Genomic DNA, 21559 nt, shown 5'->3' on the forward strand with positions numbered 1-21559 from the left:
GGTCGGGATGGTCGCTGTGTTCCCGGTCAGCCGGGCGGCAGAACCTTCGCCTGGGCGGGGTCACCGCGCAGGTAGCGTTCCTCGACCTGCGGCAGGGGCTTCTCCGGCAGGTCGGCGTGCACCTTCGTCATCGTGTCGAACCAGGTCGTCGCCGGCACGGTGCCGCCGTAGATGTTGCCCTCGGGGCACAGCCGCGGTGGTCCCGAGCCGACGCAGATGCCCTTCGGTGACGTGCTGTCGTTGAACACCTGGACGGCGGCGGCGTAGTCGGGGGTGGCTCCCATGTACGCCGCGGACTTGTACTCCTCGGTCGTCCCGGTCTTGCCCATCATCGGACGCTTCCAGCCCGCCTTGCGCGCGGTGAACGCGGCGGTGCCCATGCCCTTGCTGTCCTCGCTGAGACCGACGGCGAGCGCGTTGGCGAGAGGTTCGGGCACCGCCTGCTCGCACGGGGGCTTGATCAGCTCGACGTCCTGGCCGTTCCGGTCGACGACCCGCCGGATCGGGGTGGGTTTGCACCACGTGCCGCCGCTCATGATCGTCGCGGCCACGTTCGCGAGTTCGAGGGTGCTCGACGGCGCGGGGCCGAGGGTGAAGGAGGCGTTGCCGTTGCCCGCGTAGAACTCCGCCTGGCTGACGCGCAGGTCCTTGGGGCCCTTCGGATCCGGCGGCACGCCGGCGATGTTCGTGGCCATCGTCCTGCGCATGCCGAGCCGGGACGCCATGTTCACCACGGCCTGCAGGCCCGTCCTCTCCTCCAGGATGACGAACGCCGTGTTGGGAGAGGTCGAGAGCGCCTGTCGCAGCGGCATCTGCGGTGGGTAGCGGTCGTTGTGGTTGGAGAGGCAGTACCAGTAGGTGTTCGGTTCACCCGTGGCAGGACAGGAGGCGGCGCCGCCCTTGAAGACCTTCGAGGTGTAGGAGTTGGGGGAGGGAATCACCGTTTCGATGCCGATTCCCTTCTCCAGCGCGGCGGCCGCGGTGAAGACCTTGTAGACCGAGCCCGTGCCGAACTTGTTCTCCACGCCGCTCGGCAGGTCGAACTGTGTCTCGAACTTCTCCTTGTCCAGGCCGTAGTCGCGGTTGGCCACCAGCGCCACGACCTCGTGTGCGTCCTTTCCCGGTCGCACGACGGCCATGGTGTTCGCCACCCCGGGGGTGTTCTTCGGCGCCTGCGCCTCGACCGACTGCTTCGCGAACCCGGTGATCTTCGGGTCCAGTGTGGTCTCCACGCGGTAGCCGCCGATCTTCAGCTCCTCCAGGTTGAAGCCGGCCTCGGTGAGATACTCGACCAGGAACGAGCAGAAGAACCCGTACGACGGCCCTGCGCCGACGCAGCCCGTCTGCAGCGGGCGGACCGGCTCGCTGAGGCCGAGCGGACCGGCCTTGTGGCGTTCTGCCTCGTCCTTGGCCAGCTTCCGGTCGACCACCATCGCGTCGATCACGAGGTTCCTGCGCTCCAGCGCCGCGTCGGGCCGTGCTTCCGGATCCAGTGCGGTCGGGCTGTTCACCATGCCCGCGAGCGTCGCGGCCTGGGGGATGGTCAGCTTGTCCGGTGTGGTCTCGAAGTAGGCCTGTGCGGCGGCGGCGACACCGAAGATCGTCGAACCGAACGGCACGACGTCGAGGTACCGCGCGAGGATCTCGTCCTTGCTCAGCGCCGTCTCCAGGCCCACCGCGATGCGCGCCTCCCGCAGCTTGCGGGTGACGCTTTGTTCCTGGGCCTCGCGCTGCGCGTTCTTGTCCGTACGCGCCAGCACGTGCACGAGGTAGTTCTTCACGTACTGCTGGGTGATCGTGGACGCGCCCTGCTGCACCGATCCGCTGGCGTTGTTGCGGGCGGCGGCGCGGAGGCTGGCCAGCCAGTCGACACCGTTGTGGTCGTAGAAGCGCTGGTCCTCGATCGCGAGCAACGCGGTCTTCATGTTCGGGGAGATCCGGTCCGGCGGAGTGCGCACCCGGTACTGGTCGTACAGGTACGCGATCGCCGTCCCGTCCTTGTCCGTCACCGTCGTCATCAGCGGCGGGTCGGTGTTCAGCATCTGGGCCAGGGTGGACTTCACCTGGTCGCTGATCCTGTTGGACAACGCTCCCAGCGTCGCGGTGGCGGGGAAGAGCAGCCCGGCGACCAGCGCACCGGCGAGCAGGCAGAGTCCGGCGAGTTTGCCGACACAGAACGCGATCGACTTGCGTTTCACGGTCGAACTCCCCTCGCTGAATGCGGCTTTCGACGGTTACCCGGCGCACCGTTGAACAGGCGCCCACATCGAATGAACCAGGGCCGGGAATTCGTCACGCAGCGTGCCGAAAGGGGGTTTGGCTCACCCTCTCGTGCCAACAAACGCGTGTCCGGTTTTTCCGTTCCTGGCACGGGTAGCTGGCCATCAGGAACATTCACGCACGGGGAGGAATCCAATGCCGTCGCAACAACGTGCAGGCTCTCATGTTGTTCGCACCGCTGCGATCGCGTTGGTCGCGAGCATGCTGAGTCCCGTCAACGTCCATGCGTCCGAAGGCTCGGAAGACCACTCGGCCGGCTCGCAGATCGCCAAGCACGAAGGTACCGCCGAGATGCTCACGACACCGCCCGATCTCGGCGTGGGCCGGGTGGACGGCATCGACGTCAGCAGCCACCAGGGCGACGTCGACTGGGGACACTGGTGGCGTTCGGGCAAGCGCTTCGTCTACGTCAAGGCGACCGAGGGCACCGCCTACCTCAACCCCAAGTTCACCCAGCAGTACAACGGTTCCGCGGCCGTGGGCATGATCAGGGGCTCCTATCACTTCGCGCTGCCGAACCGTTCCGACGGCGCGACGCAGGCCCGGTTCTTCGTCAAGAACGGCGGCGGCTGGTCGCGGGACGGGCGAACGCTGCCCGGAACGCTCGACATCGAGTACAACCCCTACGGCGGCGACACCTGCTACGGCCTGAGCCATGCCGCGATGGTGAACTGGATTCGCAGCTTCAGCGACACCTACCACGCACTGACCAAGCGTTGGCCGGTGATCTACACGTCCACGCAGTGGTGGGACAAGTGCACGGGACGCACCGGCGACTTCAGTTCCACCAACCCGTTGTGGCTCGCCAGGTACGCGGCGTCGGTCGGCCCCATGCCCTTCAAGTGGCCGGTCCACACCATCTGGCAGTACACCTCGTCGCCGATCGACCAGAACGTCTTCAACGGGGGTGCCGACCGGCTCGCCGCCCTGGCGACGGGATGAGTCGTGCGCGCCCCGGTTCGCAGGTCCGAACTCCTCCTGCTGGTCTTCCTCGGCATGGTGTTCGCGGTGTCGTCGACCCTCGTCGTGGCCTCCGTGACGCACATGGAGAAGATCGGCCTGAGCATCGTCGGTCTCGAGGACGGCGCGGTGCTGAGGGCTGCGGCTTTTCGCGACGTCCGCATCAGCACGGGTGATCCGGCCACCTTGGGAAGGGTCGAGGTTCTCGTGGACGACACCGTGATCGCGACGAGCCGTGACGGAGACCGGCTGGCCCTGGAGAGCTTCACGCCGGCCGAGGGGAACCACGCGCTGACAGCTCGCGTCCGCAGCACCACGCCGTTGGTCATGGACGCCGTCGTGGATCACGAGTTCACCGTGGACAACACCGCGCCGTCCCGGTGACCGCGGAGCCGGCCTACACGTCGTTCAGGTCACCGGCGACCGCCCGCGCGAGCTCCGCCGCGCGTTGCATGGCTTCGGCGCACAACGCCATGTGCCCCAACGACTCCACCTCGTCCGACAGGTCGTCCGCGCCGGTCACGGGTGCCAGCCGCGTATCCGCGATCGCGCGCACGATCGACGCCGTCGCCGTGGCCATCCGCCGCGTGAGAGCGGCCATCGCGAGCATGACGTTCTCGGCCTGACCGGAGCTGATCGGTGTGCGCTGCCCGCCGCTCGGAGATCGCCCGGGGCCTGCGTCCCAGGTGGAGGCTGCCGCACACAGCGCGTCGACGAACGGTTGCCAGGCCTCGTCCATCTCGGTAGCGGGTTCGTGTTCGTTCACGGGACACCTCCGGTCAGGTCCCTCACCGGATACCCGCGGCGATGACGGTCCGTGAGGAATTCACTAGACAGGGTGTTTACGAGACCACGGATGTCTGGCAGGCGGGACCACGGGTACCTGCCACTTACCACCAGAACCACCCCCGTTCAGGAAAGGACACGGGCATGGCTATTGACGATCTCCTGAACGAGGGGCCCAAGAACTTCCGCACCCGATGGCTCGGTTACGACCGGATCCAGGTCGACGAGGAGTACGCCCGGCTGGAGGCGCAACTCGATCTGGCGTGCACGGACCGTGACGCTGCCCTCGAGACGGCCGAGGACCTCGCCCGTCATCTGGAGGAAGCACGGTCGGAGCTCGCCGAGTACCGGACGCTCCACGCCGGGCACAACAAGGACAACGCCGTTTCCGGGTGCATCCGCTACCTGCTGCACGTGGCCAGGCGCAAGGCGGACGAGATAGAGGACGAGGCCCGCGCCCGCGCCGAAGACGCCGTGCAGCGCGCCGAGGAATCCGCCGGACGCCATGCCGTCCTGCTGGACGAGGCCGAGCAGGAGAGCCAGCGCAGGCTGGCCGAGGCGAGCAGGCGTGCCCAGGAGATCGTCGGTGAGGCGTTGGAGCGGTCCCGCGCCATGCTCGCCGAGCTCGCCGAGCGGCAGCGGCTGCTGGACCAGTGGTACGCCGAGGTCACCACCGCGCCGAACATGCCGTCGCAGCGAAGCCCCGAGCCGGCATCGGCCGAGACGACGAGCGTGACGCGATGACCACGCTCGCGAACGAGTCCGTGCGCATCACGGCGACCTGCGTGCTGGTGGACGTTCGCGACTCGGGTACCACCGGCGTTCGATGGGCTGCCGCGTGCGCCGAGGCACTGGGCGTCGGCCTGGTCGTGCATGCGGGCCCGAAGAACGACCCCGCGCACGCCGATGTCGCGGCACTGCTCGCCGAGCACCCGGATCTCACCGTCCACGTCGAACACTCCGAGTGCACCCCCGGCCGCTGGGAAGGTGGTCTCGTGGTCATCTCCCGCGCTCGTGCCTGCGCCGCGCCACCACTCGCGGGCCGCGACCTCCGTGATGTCGTCGTCGTGGGAGGCTCTCCCGCCGCGCTCGCCTGCCGCTTCGGCGTGGTGACTGCTGTCCTCGACGCGGTGGGGAGCGAGGGCGTGCTGCGGCGTGCGACGGCTTTCTGCCGTGCGCGAGGAGCGACCCGCCTGCGCGTGCTGATGCGTCCGTACATCGATGCCGCCGACTCGCTGGACGCCGCCGCGGATCGCGTCCACGCCGCCTGCCCCGACGTCATCGTCGAACTGGTGCGCGAAGTCAGGTCGGTCCAGGAGGAGACGCGGCTGTTCCCGAGCGACCTGCTCGTGGTGTCCGGCCGTGAGCGTGGTCCCGCGGAAGGCCTGCAGCCGGCCGCGAGGGCGGCGTTGCACCACGCGCCGTGCCCAGTGCTGTTCAGCTGTTCGTGATGGGGGGAGGGACCTCGTGACCGTCGGAAGAATCGTCATGTACGTCTTCGCCGCGATGCTGGCCGGGGTGACGATCGGCCTGCTGAGGAGCCTGCCGCCGGACGCGCCCGCGCAGCACGGGGCGCAGCCGCGGATCCCGGTCGTGGGCACGAGCATCTCGGTGAGGCCCGCACCTTCGTCCCCCACGTCCTCGCCCGCGGAGCCGTCCTCGTCCACCGCGGCGACGTCGCCACTCGCGCTGGCCGGCCAGGACGTGGTTCGCCCGGGACCTGAGCTTCCGCCGGGGGTTCCGGTGCGACAGCGGGGCGAAGGATGGTGGCGCACCGTCCCCGGCACGACCGCGCAGGTCGGTACCGGAAGGGTGCGCACCTACTCCGTCGAGGTCGAACAGGGCGCTGTGGTGCCGCAGGCCCAGCTCCCGTTCGCCGCCGCCGTGGACCAGGCCCTCGCTGACCCGCGGGGCTGGACCGCGTCGGGCGACGTCGCCTTCCGCCGCGTCGACGTCGCCCAGCCGGACGTGCGAATCCGGCTCACCGCAACGGAAACCGCCCGAGCCATCTGCGGCTTCGACCTTCCCTACGACACTTCCTGCTACGTCAACGGCGTGGTGTACGTGAGTGCGCCGCGCTGGTTCCGGGGCGCCCAGTCGTTCAGGGGCGACCTGGAGGGGTACCGGAAGTACCTCGTCAACCACGAGATCGGGCACTTCCTCGGACACGGGCACGAGGCCTGTCCCGCGGACGGCGCCCCCGCGCCCGTGATGATGCAGCAGACCTTCTCGGTGTCGAACGACAGGCTCGCCGAGATCACCGCCGCCGCACCTCAGGGGCCGGCGGTGGCCAGGGACGGGAAGACCTGCGTGGCGAACCCGTGGCCCAACCCGGGGGTGGCCAGGTGAAGATCGCGATGGTCTCGATGCGGGCGAACCCGCTGGCCGCACTGCGCGACCAGGACGTGACCGGGCAGAGCCTGCACGTCGCCAAGCTCTCCGAAGCGTTGCACCTGCAGGGACACGACCTGACGATCTATACCCGCCGGACCGACGCGCGGCTGCCGGACAGGACGCGGATCGCGGACGGGTTCGAGGTGGTGCACGTGCCCGCCGGGCCCGCTCGGGAGCTCGACGTCACCCGGCACGTCGGCGAGTTCGCGCGGTCACTTCAGGATCTGTGGAGCAACGATGTTCCGGATCTGATCCACGCACACCACTGGACCTCCGGCTTGGCGGCGGTGCTCAGCGCACGCCACCGTGGAATCCCTGTTGTGCAGAGCTACCACACGCTCCAGGGAGGCGACTCCGCCGCGCACGAGCGGTTGGTCGGCCGGGCGGCGACGTGCGTGATCGCCACGTCGGGCCACGAGACGAACGAACTCGCCAGGCTGGGGGTGCGCCGGTCCAAGATCTCGGCCGTGCCATGGGGAGTGGACCTGCGAACGTTCACACCGAACGGCCCGAGCGCACCGCGCAACGGGATGCCGCGCATCCTCACGGTGGGAGGTCTCGCACCGCACGACGGAGTCGACGACCTGATCGGCGCCCTCACCGCGGTGAGCTGGACCGAGCTCGTGATCGCCGGTGGCAAGAGCAGCTCTCGGCCGGACGCGAACCTGGTGCGGCTGCGGGAGTTGGCGGACCGGTGCGGCGTAGCGCACCGCGTCACGTTCCTCGGACGTGTGCCGCACGCGGACATACCCCCTCTCATCCGTTCCGCGGACGTGGTGGCATGCCCGCAGCGGCACGAACCGTTCGGAATCGTGCCGATCGAGGCCATGGCGTGCGGGGTGCCGGTGGTGGCGACGGCGGTGGGCGGCCTCGCCGAGACCGTGGTGCACGGCGTGACCGGCCTGCACGTTCCACCTCGGGAACCCGCCGCGCTGGGGCGGGCGCTGCGATCACTGCTGGCGAACGACGTCCGGCGCCAGGAGATGAGCTGCGCCGCGGAGGACCGCGCGCGCGTCCGGTACGACTGGCAACGGATCGCGCTCGAAATGGGCCTGGCCTACCAGCGCGTGGGTGCACCGGTCGCCTCGGCCGTGATCGCCTCGGTGCGGTGACGCCGTTGCCTCCAGCGCGTCGCGCCGTCGTTGCCGCCCTGGGTGGCCTGCGCTCTTCTGGCCGTCTACCTCATCGCGAACTTCGCTCCGCTCCTGGAGCCGGCCGCGAGGTTCGTGCTGCCCCTGGCCGCCGGTTACGGCGCGGTCACCTGGGCGTACCACTGGCCGCGGCGGCTCGCCGGGTACGACGAGTGGGTTTACGGCAGCTATGGGCTCTACATCTGGGGCATGCCGTTGCAGCAGCTCGTGGTGCTGGCAGGGGTGCGCGACCCGTGGCTGCTGATGGCGCTGGCGGTGCCGTTGTCCTATGTCGCCGGGTTCCTGTCGTGGCAGCTGGTGGAGATGCCGACGCAGTCGCTGCGGCGCTACCTGAGGCCGCCTGCGAAGCCGCGCCCCGTTTCCGGGCATCGGACGATGCGGCCGGTGGCTGTCGAACGCATGCCGGAGCAGCAGATGTGGCAGCGCTGGCGGTTCAGCGGTGATCTGAGGGACACCGAAATCCGATAAGCGGCGGAGTCCACCTGAATGCCCAGATCATTTTTACGGGATCCTTACGCCTAAGGCCCCGTGTCTTTACATCGGCAGGACTTCACGGGCAGTTGACTCGCCCCCAAATGACTGATCACCACCACGGGGGAACCGGCATGACCGACACGTCGCCCTACGCGATACCTGAACGTGTGGACAGCCCGGTCCCGCCGTCGCCGCCCGCGACCAGGACGGGGCGCTGGTTCTTACAGCATCGAGTGCAGCCGGTGGTGGGTCCGGAGAGCAGCGAGGCGCATGCCACGCCGCAGTCCTGGTGGAAGGTGATGTGCCTGACCGGCGTGGACTACTTCTCCACGCTGTCCTACCTCCCGGCCATCGCCGCGCTGGCCGCGGGAGCCGTGTCACCGCTGGCGACGTTGCTGATCGTGGCCCTGACCTTGCTGGGAATGCTGCCGATGTACCGGCGCGTGGCGAGGGAAAGCCCGCACGGGCAGGGCTCGGTGGCCATGTTGGAGAAGCTGCTGCCGTTCTGGCGGGGCAAGCTGTTCGTCCTGATGTTGCTGGGGTTCGTGGCCACGTCGTGGATCATCACCATCACGCTGTCCTCGGCGGATGCCACGGTGCACCTGCTGGAGAACCCGTTGACCCCGGAGTTCCTGCACGGCCACGAGGTGACGGTGACCGTCGTGCTGCTGCTCGTGCTGGGCGGGGTGTTCCTGCTCGGGTTCAGCGAGGCCGTCGGTGTCGCCATTCCGCTGGTGGCGGTGTTCCTGCTGCTGAACGCCGTGGTCGTGGTCGCCGGCGTGGCGCAGGTGCTGGCCGAGCCGGTGGTGCTGGACCGGTGGGTGGAGGCCCTGACCTCCGGCGGTGACGGACTGACCGGTGTGGTCGGCCCGGCGGTGCTGGCGTTCCCGTTGCTGGTGCTGGGCCTGTCCGGCTTCGAGACCGGCGTGAGCATGATGCCCCTGGTGGCGGCCAAGGGGCGCACCGCGGAGGAACGGCTGCGGGACCGCGTGCGCAACACCCGCAAGCTGCTCACGGCCGCGGCGCTGATCATGTCGGTGTACCTGATCGCCACCAGCTTCGTCACGACCGTGCTGATTCCCGCGCGGGAGTTCCAGCCGGGCGGCGAGGCGAACGGCCGTGCGCTGGCCTACCTCGCCCACGAACTGCTCGGAGAGGGCGTCGGCACCGCCTACGACATCAGCAGCATCCTCATCCTGTGGTTCGCGGGCGCCTCGGCGATGGCGGGCCTGATCAACATCGTGCCGCGGTACCTGCCGTCCTACGGCATGGCGCCGGAATGGTCGCGTGCCGTGCGGCCGGTCGTGCTCGTCTACACCGCGATCTGCATCCTGGTCACGATCGTCTTCAAGGCCGACGTCAACGCGCAGGCCGGTGCCTATGCCACCGGCATCCTGGCCATGATGGTCTCCGCGTCAGTCGCCGTGACCATCTCCGCGGCCAGGCGCCGGCAGCGGGGCGCCGCGGTCGCGTTCACCGTGCTGACGCTCATTTTGTTGTACGCCCTGGTCGAGAACGTGATCGAGAAGCCGGACGGCATCACCATCTCGATCTTCTTCATCCTCGGCATCATCGCCATCTCACTGGTCTCCCGCGTCACCCGCACCACGGAACTGCGGGTCGAGCACATCGAGCTCGACGAGGCGGCCCGCCGGTTCGTCACCGAATCGCTCGCCCACGACGGCGCCCTGACGCTCATCGCGAACCGCCGTCAGGCGGGTGACGCCGCCGAGTACGCCGAGAAGGAGGCCGAGCAACGCGGCACCAACCCCGTGCCCGGCACCGCCGACGTGCTCTTCCTGGAGATCGACGTGGTCGACCCCTCCGACTTCAGCGACGTGCTGCAGGTGCGGGGTGTGGAGGTCGGCGGGCACCGGATCCTGCGGGCCGGCAGTCCTGCCGCGCCCAACGCCATCGCCGCCATCCTGCTGGCCCTGCGCGACGCGACCGGGGTCCGGCCGCACTGCCACTTCGCGTGGAGCGAGGGCAACCCGCTGGGGCACCTGTTCCGTTACCTGCTCCTCGGCCGCGGTGACACCGCTCCGGTCGTGCGGGAGATCATCCGCGCCAGTGAGCCCGACCCGGCCTGCCGGCCCGGTATCCACGTCGGCGACTGACCGGGACCGGCAAGGCTTTCGACCAGCTCTCCCGTGAACGGCCGCAGGGTTTCTTCCCACCAGCGCAACGCCTCGTCGGTGTCACGGAAGATGTCCAGCGCGTCGCCGAGCATCTCGGCGGCGACGAGGGCGAGCGACGAGTCGAAGTCAGGGTCGGGTTCGGTGACGAGGTCGAACCACTCGTCGTCGCCGTTCGAGAAGGTCACCGTGGCACCGCAGTCGTCGGGGCGCAGAGTGCCTACCTCGTCGCTGCGGTAGGTCACCGCGTTGCCGAGGCTGCGCCGCAGCACGGCCGCGACGTCCGGGTCGAGCCGCAGCCCAAGGCGGCGTGCGGCGTCGAGGCCGGCGGCGGTGCGGGTGAAGGCGCATCGGGTGGGTTCGCCCACCAGTACGACGTCCCAGTCGCTGCGACGCAGGCGGTACGCGGTGGCCAGACCGGCGAGGCCGGTGCCGATGACGAGTGCTCTCCTGGTGAGCATGACCGGTCTCTTTTCCCACGGCGGATACGTCACGCCGACCAGGCTTCCCGGCACACCAGTCCACGAAGGGTAGGCCCTTCCGGTGCCGCGCGGAAGGCCGTTGAGGCCACCATCGGGTCACGACCGGCCGGAGCGCGACCCGACGCCCGGTGGTGAGCACGCCAGACAGAATGCGCCCGAATCAGGTGAAAACAAACGGTCCGAATGACATCTTGACGTCTCGCGGATCACATTTAGTCACTCCCGGATGGCACGTTGGGGTGAGACGCAGTTCTCACGGCATCAAGGATGCGTAAAGGAACCCGCCAAGGGTGTCAAATTGCCGTCAGACACTCCTGACGTGCGGGTTTTCGCCATGCACGCTTCTCCCGTCAAGACCACCTCGTTGTCGGGAAGGGAGCGCGTCATGGCCGATTTGGCCTACGCGTTGCTGCTGATCGGAAGTTTCCTCGTGCTGGGTCTCACCGTGCGTGGACTGGAGAAGTTGTGAGCGGCACCGGTCTGCTCGCGAACGCCGTCGGCGGCGTGCTCGCGTTGCTGTTGATCGTCTACCTGTTCATCGCTCTCGTCAGGCCGGAGAAGTTCTGATGTCACCCACTGTGGCCGGCCTGCTCCAGGTCGGCATCCTCGTCGTGGCTTTGGCTACGGCCTACCGGCCGCTCGGCGACTACATGGCGCGTGTGTACAGCGCCACCAGGCACTCCAAGGTGGAGCTGGCGATCTACCGGCTCGGCCGGATCAACCCGGACAGCGAGCAGAAGTGGAGCACCTACGCCTACGGCGTGCTCGGCTTCTCGTTCGTCGGCGTCGTGCTTCTCTATGTGCTGCAACGCATCCAGGGCTGGTTACCGTTCGACTTCGACCGCGGCGACGTGCCGTCCGGCATGGCGTTCAACACGGCGGTCAGCTTCGTGACGAACACGAACTGGCAGTCGTACGTGCCGGAGACCGTCATGGGCCACTCGGTCCAGATGGCCGGCCTGACCGTGCAGAACTTCGTGTCCGCCGCGGTCGGCATGGCCGTCGCGATGGCGCTGGTGCGCGGGTTCGTGCGGCACCGGACCGACCGGCTCGGCAACTTCTGGGTCGACCTGGTGCGCGGCACCGTCCGGATCCTGCTGCCGATCGCGTTCGTGTTCGCGATCGTGCTGATCGCGCTCGGTGTCACGATGTCGCTCAAGTCCGGTGTGGACGTTGACGGCCAGGTCGTCGCCAACGCGCCCGTCGCCGCCCAGGAAGCCATCAAGGAACTCGGCACCAACGGCGGCGGCGTTCTCAACGCGAACTCCGCGCACCCGTTCGAGAACCCGAACTCGTGGACGAACCTCATCGAGATCTTCCTGATCCTGGTGATCCCGGTCGCGCTGACCCGGACGTTCGGTCAGCTGGTGGGCAACAGGAAGCAGGGCCACGTCCTGCTCGGCGTGATGGGCCTGATCTGGTCCGCGATGCTCACCGTCATCTGGGTCGCGGAAGCCACCGGCCTGCGTCCGTTGGAGGGCAAGGAACTCCGCTTCGGCGTTCCCGCGAGCGCCCTGTTCGCGAACTCGACCACGAGCACGTCGACCGGCGCGGTGAACTCGATGCACGACAGTTTCACCGGGCTCGGCGGTGGCGGCGCGATGCTGAACATGCTGTTCGGCGAGATGACGCCGGGCGGTGTCGGCACCGGTCTGTACAGCATCCTGGTGATGGCGATCATCGCGATGTTCCTGGCCGGTCTGATGGTCGGCCGCACGCCGGAGTACCTGGGCAAGAAGCTGGGCCGCAAGGAAGTCACGGCCGCGGCGGTGTCGATCCTCGCGATGCCGACGGTGCTGCTGATCGGTGCCGGTATCGCGGCGATCCTGCCGAGCACGCAGGGAGCACTCAACAACCCCGGGGAGCACGGTCTTTCGGAGATCCTCTACGCCTACGCGTCGGCGTCGAACAACAACGGCTCCGCGTTCGCCGGCATCACGGTGACCAACGACTGGTTCCAGGCCTCGCTGGGTGTCTGCATGGCTTTCGGCCGGTTCATCCCGATCATCGCCGTGCTGGCGCTGGCCGGTTCCCTTGCGGCGCAGCGGAAGGTACCGGTCACGGCGGGCACGTTGCCGACGACCGGGCCGCTGTTCGCCACCCTGCTCGGTGGCAGCATCGTGCTGGTCGCCGCGCTCACGTTCGTTCCCGCCCTTGCCCTTGGTCCCATCGCGGAGGCTCTGCTGTGACCAGCACACTTCAGCGGACTCCCGAGGAGATCCGCGACCGGCACGCGGAGAACCTGGGTCGCCAGGTCGGCGCGGGCATCTTCAACCCCAGGCAGCTGCTGACGTCGTTTCCGGACGCGCTGCGCAAGTTCGACCCGCGGTACCAGTTGCGCAACCCGGTCATGTTCGTGGTCTGGGCCGGTTCGCTCCTGGTCACGGTGTTCGCCGTCAGCGACCCGAGCGTGTTCACCGTCGCGGTGGCGGTGTGGCTGTGGTTCACCGTGCTGTTCGCGAACCTCGCCGAGGCCGTCGCGGAAGGGCGCGGCAAGGCGCAGGCCGACTCGTTGCGCAGGACCAAGAAGGACGCGGTAGCGCGCAGGCTGACCGAGGACGGTTCCGAAGAGCGCGTGCCCGGCACCGATCTCCGGATCGGCGACCTGGTCGTCGTCGAGGCGGGCGAGGTCGTCCCCGGCGACGGTGACGTCGTCGAGGGCATTGCCACCGTGGACGAGTCGGCCATCACCGGTGAGTCCGCGCCGGTGATCCGTGAGTCCGGCGGTGACAGGTCCGCGGTGACCGGTGGCACGACGGTGTTGTCCGACCGGATCGTCGTGCAGATCACGACGAAGCCGGGGGAGACGTTCGTCGACCGGATGATCGCGCTCGTCGAGGGTGCGGAACGGCAGAAGACCCCGAACGAGATCGCGCTGACGATCCTGCTGTCCACGCTGACGATCATCTTCCTGCTCGCGGTCATGGCGTTGCAGCCGTTCGCGATCTACTCCGGCGGCGAGCAGTCGGTGGTCGTGCTGACGGCGTTGCTGGTCTGCCTGATCCCGACGACCATCGGCGCGTTGCTGTCCGCGATCGGCATCGCGGGCATGGACCGGCTGGTGCAGCGCAACGTCCTCGCCACCTCCGGCAAGGCCGTCGAGGCCGCTGGTGACATCGACACGTTGCTGCTGGACAAGACCGGCACCATCACGTGGGGCAACCGCCGCGCGACCGAGTTCATCGCCGCCAACGGCAGCGACGAACGCCGGCTCGTCGAGGCTGTCCGGCTGTCGAGCCTGGCGGACGGCACACCTGAGGGTCGGAGCATCATCGAGCTCTGCGCGGAGAAGTACGGGCTGCCGGCCGAGCCGACCGAGCACGAGAAGACCGGTGAGTTCGCGCCGTTCACCGCACAGACGCGCATGAGTGGCATCGACCTGGGCGGCCGCAGCATCCGCAAGGGCGCCGCCGGCGGGTTCCAGACGTCGGACGAGGTCCGCGCGATCGTCGACAGGATCAGCGAGGACGGCGGCACGCCGCTCGTCGTCGCCGAGAACGACGAGGTGCTCGGCGTCATCCGGCTGTCCGACGTGGTGAAGCCCGGCATGAAGGAACGGTTCGCCGAACTGCGGGCGATGGGCATCCGGACGGTCATGGTCACGGGTGACAACCCGTTGACGGCCAAGGCGATCGCGTCCGAGGCCGGAGTGGACGACTTCCTCGCGGAGGCCAAGCCCGAGGACAAGATGGCGCTGATCCGCAAGGAGCAGGAGGGTGGCCGGCTGGTCGCGATGACCGGTGACGGCACGAACGACGCGCCCGCCCTGGCGCAGGCCGACGTGGGCGTCGCGATGAACACCGGTACGTCGGCCGCGAAGGAGGCCGGCAACATGGTCGACCTCGACTCGGACCCGACGAAGCTCATCGAGATCGTGGAGATCGGCAAGCAGTTGCTGATCACGCGCGGTGCGCTGACGACGTTCTCCGTGGCGAACGACCTGGCGAAGTACTTCGCGATCCTGCCCGCCATGTTCGCGGCGATCTACCCGGCGCTGGACCAGCTCAACATCATGCACCTGGCCACGCCCCAGTCCGCGATCCTGTCGGCGGTGATCTTCAACGCGCTGGTCATCGTGGCGCTGATCCCGTTGGCGCTCAAGGGTGTGCGGTACCGGCCGTCCAGCGCGTCGGCGTTGCTGCGGCGCAACCTGCTGATCTACGGCCTGGGTGGCGTCGTGACGCCGTTCGCCGGGATCTGGCTGATCGACCTGCTCGTCCGTTTGATTCCTGGAATCGGGTGACCTCGGTGGAGAACTTCTTCAAGCAGGCGTGGGCAGGGTTGCGAATCCTGCTCGTTCTGACGGTGGTCTGCGGGGTGCTGTACCCGATGGCGGTGTGGGGCGTCTCCCGGATTCCCGGTCTGCACGCCAACGCCGAGGCCACGGACACCACGCTGGTCGCGGTCGCCCGTGAGGGTGACCAGTACTTCGTGCCGCGGCCGTCCGCCGCGACGCTGCCCGCGTCCGGTGGCTCGAACAAGGGAGAGCTGAACGAGGACTACGACAAGGTGATCGCCGAGCGGCGCACGGAGATCGCGCGGCGCGAAGGCGTTGCCGAGGACCAGGTGCCGCAGGACGCCGTCACCGCGTCGGCGTCCGGTCTGGACCCGCACATCAGCCCGGAGTACGCGGCGATCCAGGTACCACGGGTGGCTCGGGCCAGCGGCCTGTCCGAGGAGAAGGTGCGTGAACTCGTGTCGGCGAGCACCGGCGGCACCTTCACCACCACGGTCAACGTGACGGCGCTCAACCGTGCCATCGACGCAGCGAGCTGAGAAGCGCCGCGGCGAGCTGAGGATCTACCTCGGTGCCGCTCCCGGTGTCGGCAAGACCTTCGCCATGCTCGGCGAAGCTCACCGGCGCCGGGAGCGCGGCACCGACGTGGTCGTCGGCCTAGTCGAGACGCACGGGCGGCAGAAGACCCAGCACCTGCTCGACGGCCTGGAGATCCTGCCCCGCAAGGAGATCCACCACCGCGGCGTCGACTTCAGCGAGATGGACGTCGACGCGTTGCTCGCCCGCACGCCCGAGGTCGCGGTGGTCGACGAGCTCGCGCACACCAACGTGCCCGGCTCGCGCAACGAGAAGCGCTGGCAGGACGTCGAGGAACTGCTCGACGCGGGCATCGACGTCCTGTCCACCGTCAACGTCCAGCACCTGGAGTCGCTCAACGACGTGGTCGAGCGGATCACCGGTGTCCAGCAACGGGAAACCGTGCCGGACGAGGTCGTCCGCCGCGCCGAACAGGTCGAGCTCGTCGACATCACGCCGGAGGCGCTGCGACGGCGCCTGGCACACGGCAACGTCTACGCCGCCCACAAGATCGACGCGGCGCTCGGCAACTACTTCCGCGTCGGCAACCTGACCGCACTGCGCGAGCTGGCGCTGCTGTGGGTGGCCGACCAGGTCGACGTCGCGCTGCAGCGTTACCGCCACGACCGGCAGATCACCGACACCTGGGAGACCCGCGAACGCGTGGTCGCCGCGATCACCGGCGGGCCGGAGAGCGAGACGCTCATCCGCCGCGCCCGCCGGATCGCACTGCGCGCGGGCGCGGAACTCCTTGTCGTGCACGTGATGCGCGGCGACGGGCTCACCGGTGCGTCCCCCGCGGTCGTGGCGAAGTGCCGCAAGATCGCCGAGGACCTCGGCGCCACGTTCCACTCGGTGGTCGGCGACGACGTGCCGACCGCGTTGCTGGAGTTCGCCCGCGGCGTCAACGCCACCCAGCTCGTGCTGGGGACGTCACGGCGATCCCGGCTCGCGCGGGCGGTCGACGAGGGCATCGGCGCCGCCGTGATCCACGACTCCGGTCCGATCGACGTGCACATGGTCACGCACGACGCGGCACGCCGTGGCCTGCGCTGGAAGATCGGCCGCAACGCCCTGAGCCGCGGCCGGCAACTCGCGGGCTGGCTGGGGTCCGTCGTGCTGCCGGGCCTGACCACCGTGCTGGGCCTGTTCTGGCGCGACGGCATCGACTACTCCACCGACCTGGTCGGCTTCCTGCTCGCCACCTGCGTGGTGGCCCTGATCGGCGGACTGGGGCCGGCGCTCGTCAGCGCGTTCCTCGGAGCGGGCCTGCTCAACTTCTTCTTCACCGAGCCGTACCACAGCCTCGCCGTGAACTCGCCCGAGAACGTGATCACGTTGGTGGCCATGGTGATCGTGGCGACGATCGTCGCCCTGGTCGTGGACCGCGCCGCACGGCTGGGCGAGCAGGGCGCGCGGGCCCGGACGGAGGCCGCGCTGCTCGCCTCCTACTCCCGCACGGTGCTGACCAACCCGTACCCGTTGTCGCGGTTGCTGGAGAAGATCCGCGAGAACTTCGGCCTCGATTCGGTCGCCCTGCTGGAACGTCACAACGGCGGGTGGGAACGCGTTGCGTGCGTGGGCCCGCGGCCGTGCGACGAGCCGGACGACGCCGACGCCGACATCGCGGTCACCTCCGACATCCACCTCGCGTTGCGGGGCAGGACGTTGCCGGCGAGCGACCAGCGGGTGCTGGAAGCCGCGGCGGGCCAGGCGTTGATGGCACTGCGCCAGCAACGCATGGCGGCGGAGACGGCGGACGCGCAACGTAAGGTGGAGACGACGGGGTTGCGCACCGCTCTGCTGTCCGCGGTCGGGCACGACCTGCGCACGCCGCTGACGTCGATCAAGGCCGCGATCGGCAGCCTCCGCGACCGCGAGCTTCGACTGTCCGATGAGGACACCGGTGAGCTGATGGCCACTGTGGAGGAGTCGGCGGACCGGCTCAACGCTCTGGTGGACAACCTGCTCGACTCCTCCCGGCTCGCCACCGGATCGGTGGCTCCGCTGCTTCGTCCGGTCGGCTACTACGAGGTGGTCGCGAGGGCGTTGTCCGGCATCGACGAACGCAACACGATCTCGGTGAGCGTCGACGAGCACCTGCCACCGGTGCGAGCGGACATCGGACTGCTGGAGCGGGTGGTGGCCAACGTCATCGACAACGCGCTGCGGCACGGCCGGATGTCCCCGCGCCGGCCGGTCGACGTCGACGGTGACGGACAGGTCGACGCCGACGAGCCGGAGATCGCGGTGCGGGCCAGCACCCACGGTGACCATGTCGAGCTGCGGGTCGTGGACCACGGCCCCGGCCTGCACAAGAAGGTCGTGGACCGGATCTTCACGCCGTTCCAGCGGCTCGGCGACCGCGACGCGACACCCGGAGTCGGGCTGGGTCTGAGCGTGGCCAAGGGATTCACCGACGCCATGGACGGTCAGATCAGTGCGGAGGACACACCGGGCGGCGGACTCACGATCGTGATCGCGCTCCCCGTGCACAAGGAGATGCCGGAATGACGTCAGTGCTTGTAGTCGATGACGAGCCGCAGATCGTGAAGGCGCTGCGGATCAACCTCAGTGCTCGCGGGTACCACGTCCTGACGGCGTATGACGGGAAGACCGCGCTCAGCGTCGCGGTGGAAGGCAAACCGGACGTCGTGGTGCTGGACCTCGGACTGCCCGACATCGACGGCGTGGAGGTCATCGCGGGACTGCGGGGCTGGTCGACGATCCCGATCATCGTGCTGTCCGCGCGCACCGACTCGGCGGCCAAGGTCGAGGCGCTGGACGCCGGCGCGGACGACTACGTCACCAAACCGTTCGGAATGGACGAACTGCTGGCGCGCCTGCGAGCCGCCGTCCGCCGGAAGACCGCGCTGGTGGCGGACGAGCCGATCGTGCGGACGTCGACCTTCACCGTCGACCTCATGGTCAAGAAGGTGCACCGCGACGACCGTGAGGTGCACCTGACGCCGACCGAGTGGGGCCTGCTGGAGATCCTCGCCCGCAACCCCGACCGCCTGGTGTCGCAGAAGCAACTGCTGTCCGAGGTGTGGGGGCCTATGTCGGTCGGTGAGTCGCAGTACCTGCGGGTGTACATGGCGCAGCTGCGGCGCAAGCTGGAGCGCGACCCCGCACATCCCCAGCACCTGATCACGGAGCCCGGCATGGGCTACCGGTTCCAGCTTTGAGCCTCCTGCGGGCATGTTCCAACGTATCAACGTACGTTAGGATGTGCAGGTGACTGACGAGCGCCGGGACACCTGTGACCTGTTGTGCCTGGACCTGCCCCACGCCGAGGAGATCCGGACGGGTCTGCCGGAGCTGTCCGCGGTGGAGTCGGCCGCGGCGGCGGCGCGGGCGTTGGGCGATCCGACCCGGTTGCGGATCGCCGCGGCGTTGCTGACCGGCGGAGAGTTGTGCGTGTGCGACGCCTCGTGGGTCGCCGGCGCGGCGCAGAACCTGACGTCGCACCACCTGCGGCAGCTCAAGATCGGCGGGCTGGTGTCCTCGCGGCGTGACGGCCGGTTGGTGATGTACGCGCTGACCGGTCGTGGGCGGGCGTTGGTCGCCGCGGTCCTGGACGAGTCCGCGGTCGCGGGCGCACTGGAGGGGTAGCAGTGGCTGACGAGTGCTGCGGGCCGCAGGAACCGACCCAAACCGATCAGGGGCCGGGTAGCTGGTGGCAGGTTCGCGAGCTGCAGCTGGCGGCCGTCGCGGCCGTCCTGCTGGCGGTGGGCTGGTGGCTTGGTTCCACGGGCGCCGAGGGGGTGGGCAACGGGCTGATGCTGGCCTCGGCGGTGGTGGGCGCGGCCTCGTTCGTGCCGGGCGCGATACGCAGCCTGCTGCGGCGTCGAGTCGGCGTGGCCACCCTGATGACCATCGCGGCCATCGGCGCGGTCGCGTTGGGGCAGATCACCGAGGCCGCCATGCTCGGCGTGCTGTTCTCGATCGCCGAAGGCCTGGAGCACTACGCCATCGCCCGCACCCGCCGTGGCCTGCGCGCACTGCTTGGCCTCGTGCCACCCACCGCCTCCGTGCTGCGCGACGGGACCGAACTGCGGATCGCGCCGGACGAGCTCGTGGTCGGCGACCGGATGGTGCTGCGACCCGGCGAACGCGCCGCGACCGACGGGATCATCCGCACCGGCCACACGAACCTGGACCTGTCCGCGATCACCGGTGAGTCGGTGCCGGTCGAGGCCGGGCCTGGGGACGCGGTGCACGCCGGCGCGATCAACGGCGGTGGCGCGATCGAGGTCGAGGTCACGGCACGAGCCTCGGACTCCTCGCTGGCCCGCATCGTGCACATCGTCGAGGAGGCCCAGGACCGCAAGGGCGTCGGCCAGCGCCTCGCCGACCGCATCGCCCGCCCGCTCGTTCCCGCGATCATGATCCTGGCCGCGCTCGTCGCCGGGCTCGGGGCGTTGCTGGGCGACCCGATGGTGTGGCTGGAACGCGCGCTGGTCGTGCTGGTGGCCGCCTCCCCGTGTGCGCTGGCGATCTCCATCCCGCTCACCGTCGTCGCCGCGGTCGGAGCGGCGAGCAGGCAGGGCGCACTGGTCAAAGGTGGTGCCGCGCTGGAAGAACTCGGCCGCATCGGCATCGTCGCACTGGACAAGACCGGCACGCTGACCCGCAACGCCCCGCGCGTCGTGGAGGTCCTGGCCGCCGGAGATGCCACGCGTGATCAGGTGCTGACCACCGCCGCCGCGCTCGAAGCACGCAGCGAGCACCCGCTGGCCCGCGCGATCCTGGAGGCTGCGGAGAACGCGCCCGTCGCCGACGACGTGACGGCCGTGCCGGGCCACGGGCTGACCGGAAGTCTGGACGGCGCCTGGGTGCGGCTGGGCAAGCCGAGCTGGGTCGATCCTGGCTCCCTGCGTGGCGAGGTCGACCGTCTGCAACGGGCGGGCGCCACCGTCGTGCTCGTCGAACGGGACGGAACGCTGCTCGGCGCCGTCGCGGTCCGCGACGAACTGCGCGACGAGGCACCAGAGGTGATCAGCAGGCTGCGTGGCCTGAACATCGACACCGCGATGCTCACCGGCGACAACACCGCCACCGCAACGGCTTTGGCCGGCCAGGCGGGCATCACGACCGTCCACGCCGAACTCCTGCCCGAGGACAAGGCCGCGCTGGTCGGCAAGCTGCGCAACGGCCGCAGGATCGCGATGGTCGGCGACGGCGTCAACGACGCCCCGGCGCTGGCCACCGCCGACGTCGGCATCGCCATGGGCGCCATGGGCACCGACGTGGCGATCGAGACCGCCGACGTGGCGCTGATGGGGGAGGACCTCCGTCACCTGCCCCAGGTCCTGGCGCACGCCCGGCACGCCCGCCGGGTGATGTTGCAGAACGTCGGCCTGTCGCTGGCGATCATCGGCGTGCTGATCCCGTTGGCGGCCTTCGGTGTCATGGGTCTGGCGACCGTCGTGTTCGTGCACGAGACGGCCGAGGTCCTGGTCATCCTCAACGCCATCCGCGCGGCCAGGAGCACCCCGCGTCAGCGCGCCATTTTGACCGCCCGGTCGACTCCCAGCCACACCACGCACCCCACCACGATGCACACGGCCCACACGATCGGCGACGGCACCTGTGGTTGCAGGTGCGGGAACACGGCGTAGTGCGTGAGGTAGATGGCGAGTGACGCGCTGGCCAGCAGGCTTACCGGGGTGAGCAGTCCGCGTGGTACCGGCACGCGGGCCAGCGACAGCAGCAGGATCACGCCGGCGATCACGATGATCTCGCGCGAGAGGTCCTCCATCCGGCCGGGAACCATCGTGGCCATCACCACCACGACGAGACACTTCTGCCACAGCGCGGGGGAGCGCTGGGCGAGCCAGCCGAGGGCGACGAACCAGGCCGCGCCGAGCGTGGTCATGTTGCGAGCGAAGAAGTCGCCGTCGACGGTGAACCTCAGCGCGAGCGTCAGGCCGAGCAACGCCAGTGCGAACGCGTAGCGGTGCCGTTGTTCCCAGCGGCGGATCACCGGTACGGCGAAGACCAGGGTGCACAGGACAAGGACGTGCACGACGACCTCGACGAACCAGTACCCGGCCGCGCCGACGCGGGTGAAGTTGTTGA

General features: G+C 69.1%; 20 protein-coding genes. 17 read left to right on the plus strand and 3 right to left on the minus strand.

Annotation, left to right across the window (positions count from 1 at the left end):
• Nucleotides 1-26: 26 nt before the first annotated feature.
• Complete coding sequence (locus tag BLR21_RS18330) at nt 27-2198, minus strand: transglycosylase domain-containing protein (protein WP_256334762.1); 2172 nt, start codon at nt 2196-2198, stop codon at nt 27-29.
• A gap of 283 nt (nt 2199-2481) precedes the next feature.
• On the opposite strand from BLR21_RS18330, the gene BLR21_RS18335 reads away from it, so the two are divergent.
• Complete coding sequence (locus BLR21_RS18335) at nt 2482-3222, plus strand: lysozyme (RefSeq protein WP_256334763.1); 741 nt, start codon at nt 2482-2484, stop codon at nt 3220-3222.
• 3 nt (nt 3223-3225) lie between these two features.
• Nucleotides 3226-3624: a hypothetical protein gene (locus BLR21_RS18340; protein ID WP_090007027.1), complete on the plus strand. Its 399-nt coding sequence runs from the start codon at nt 3226-3228 to the stop codon at nt 3622-3624.
• A 13-nt stretch (nt 3625-3637) separates the two neighbouring features.
• Here BLR21_RS18340 and BLR21_RS18345 read toward each other — a convergent pair whose 3' ends face one another.
• On the minus strand, nt 3638-4006 hold the full coding sequence (locus BLR21_RS18345) for a hypothetical protein (protein ID WP_090007028.1): 369 nt from the start codon (nt 4004-4006) through the stop codon (nt 3638-3640).
• 164 nt (nt 4007-4170) lie between these two features.
• Between BLR21_RS18345 and BLR21_RS18350 the strand changes: the two genes are divergently transcribed.
• From BLR21_RS18350 to BLR21_RS18375, 6 genes are all read left to right on the plus strand, one after another.
• Nucleotides 4171-4770, plus strand: coding sequence for a hypothetical protein (locus tag BLR21_RS18350; protein WP_090007029.1), 600 nt, complete (start codon nt 4171-4173; stop codon nt 4768-4770).
• On the plus strand, nt 4767-5477 hold the full coding sequence (locus BLR21_RS18355) for a hypothetical protein (protein ID WP_090007030.1): 711 nt from the start codon (nt 4767-4769) through the stop codon (nt 5475-5477). The genes BLR21_RS18350 and BLR21_RS18355 overlap by 4 nt, the downstream gene beginning before the upstream one ends.
• Before the next feature lie 16 nt (nt 5478-5493).
• Nucleotides 5494-6375, plus strand: a complete 882-nt coding sequence (locus BLR21_RS18360; protein ID WP_256334764.1) for a DUF3152 domain-containing protein — start codon at nt 5494-5496, stop codon at nt 6373-6375.
• Nucleotides 6372-7532, plus strand: a complete 1161-nt coding sequence (locus BLR21_RS18365) for a glycosyltransferase (protein WP_090007148.1) — start codon at nt 6372-6374, stop codon at nt 7530-7532. Before BLR21_RS18360 ends, BLR21_RS18365 begins: the two co-directional genes overlap by 4 nt.
• Before the next feature lie 42 nt (nt 7533-7574).
• On the plus strand, nt 7575-8039 hold the full coding sequence (locus BLR21_RS18370) for an acyltransferase family protein (RefSeq protein ID WP_176929688.1): 465 nt from the start codon (nt 7575-7577) through the stop codon (nt 8037-8039).
• A gap of 137 nt (nt 8040-8176) precedes the next feature.
• The gene (locus BLR21_RS18375) at nt 8177-10162 is read left to right on the plus strand and encodes an APC family permease (protein ID WP_090007031.1); all 1986 of its coding nucleotides are present in this window, start codon (nt 8177-8179) and stop codon (nt 10160-10162) included.
• Here the strand turns inward: BLR21_RS18375 and BLR21_RS18380 are convergent.
• Nucleotides 10057-10641: an NAD(P)-binding protein gene (locus tag BLR21_RS18380; RefSeq protein WP_143027759.1), complete on the minus strand. Its 585-nt coding sequence runs from the start codon at nt 10639-10641 to the stop codon at nt 10057-10059. The genes BLR21_RS18375 and BLR21_RS18380 overlap by 106 nt on opposite strands.
• Nucleotides 10642-10981: 340 nt before the next feature.
• On the opposite strand from BLR21_RS18380, the gene BLR21_RS42545 reads away from it, so the two are divergent.
• The 9 genes from BLR21_RS42545 to BLR21_RS43805 are packed head-to-tail and all read left to right on the plus strand — an operon-like array spanning nt 10982 to nt 21099.
• Entirely contained in the window at nt 10982-11131 is a 150-nt protein-coding gene (locus BLR21_RS42545; protein WP_176929669.1) for a hypothetical protein, read from the plus strand.
• Nucleotides 11128-11229, plus strand: a complete 102-nt coding sequence (gene kdpF / locus BLR21_RS18385; protein ID WP_090007033.1) for a K(+)-transporting ATPase subunit F — start codon at nt 11128-11130, stop codon at nt 11227-11229. Before BLR21_RS42545 ends, kdpF begins: the two co-directional genes overlap by 4 nt.
• A complete protein-coding gene (kdpA, locus tag BLR21_RS18390; protein WP_090007034.1) occupies nt 11229-12851 on the plus strand; it encodes a potassium-transporting ATPase subunit KdpA in 1623 nt (540 codons plus the stop codon). The genes kdpF and kdpA overlap by 1 nt, the downstream gene beginning before the upstream one ends.
• Nucleotides 12848-14905: a potassium-transporting ATPase subunit KdpB gene (kdpB, locus tag BLR21_RS18395; protein ID WP_090007035.1), complete on the plus strand. Its 2058-nt coding sequence runs from the start codon at nt 12848-12850 to the stop codon at nt 14903-14905. The genes kdpA and kdpB overlap by 4 nt, the downstream gene beginning before the upstream one ends.
• A 5-nt stretch (nt 14906-14910) precedes the next feature.
• The gene (locus BLR21_RS18400; protein ID WP_218130902.1) at nt 14911-15438 is read left to right on the plus strand and encodes a potassium-transporting ATPase subunit C; all 528 of its coding nucleotides are present in this window, start codon (nt 14911-14913) and stop codon (nt 15436-15438) included.
• Nucleotides 15416-17989 carry a sensor histidine kinase gene (locus tag BLR21_RS18405; protein WP_090007037.1) on the plus strand — a complete coding sequence of 858 codons (2574 nt, stop codon included), beginning with the start codon at nt 15416-15418 and terminating at the stop codon, nt 17987-17989. Before BLR21_RS18400 ends, BLR21_RS18405 begins: the two co-directional genes overlap by 23 nt.
• Nucleotides 17986-18663 carry a response regulator gene (locus BLR21_RS18410; RefSeq protein ID WP_090007038.1) on the plus strand — a complete coding sequence of 226 codons (678 nt, stop codon included), beginning with the start codon at nt 17986-17988 and terminating at the stop codon, nt 18661-18663. The genes BLR21_RS18405 and BLR21_RS18410 overlap by 4 nt, the downstream gene beginning before the upstream one ends.
• A 49-nt stretch (nt 18664-18712) precedes the next feature.
• Nucleotides 18713-19090: an ArsR/SmtB family transcription factor gene (locus tag BLR21_RS18415; protein ID WP_090007149.1), complete on the plus strand. Its 378-nt coding sequence runs from the start codon at nt 18713-18715 to the stop codon at nt 19088-19090.
• 2 nt (nt 19091-19092) lie between these two features.
• Complete coding sequence (locus tag BLR21_RS43805) at nt 19093-21099, plus strand: heavy metal translocating P-type ATPase (protein WP_090007039.1); 2007 nt, start codon at nt 19093-19095, stop codon at nt 21097-21099.
• The last annotated feature ends 460 nt before the right edge of the window (nt 21100-21559 follow it).

Source organism: Lentzea albidocapillata subsp. violacea, assembly GCF_900100275.1.
Classification (GTDB): domain Bacteria; phylum Actinomycetota; class Actinomycetes; order Mycobacteriales; family Pseudonocardiaceae; genus Lentzea; species Lentzea violacea.

Excerpts from the sequence above, each read along its gene's own strand:
- BLR21_RS18335 (WP_256334763.1), top strand. The coding sequence starts at position 2,482 with ATGCTGAGTCCCGTCAACGTCCATGCGTCCGAAGGCTCGGAAGACCAC.
- BLR21_RS18350 (WP_090007029.1), top strand. The coding sequence starts at position 4,171 with ATGGCTATTGACGATCTCCTGAACGAGGGGCCCAAGAACTTCCGCACC.
- BLR21_RS18355 (WP_090007030.1), top strand. The coding sequence starts at position 4,767 with ATGACCACGCTCGCGAACGAGTCCGTGCGCATCACGGCGACCTGCGTG.
- BLR21_RS18375 (WP_090007031.1), top strand. The coding sequence starts at position 8,177 with ATGACCGACACGTCGCCCTACGCGATACCTGAACGTGTGGACAGCCCG.
- BLR21_RS18380 (WP_143027759.1), bottom strand. The coding sequence starts at position 10,641 with ATGCTCACCAGGAGAGCACTCGTCATCGGCACCGGCCTCGCCGGTCTG.
- kdpA (WP_090007034.1), top strand. The coding sequence starts at position 11,229 with ATGTCACCCACTGTGGCCGGCCTGCTCCAGGTCGGCATCCTCGTCGTG.
- BLR21_RS18410 (WP_090007038.1), top strand. The coding sequence starts at position 17,986 with ATGACGTCAGTGCTTGTAGTCGATGACGAGCCGCAGATCGTGAAGGCG.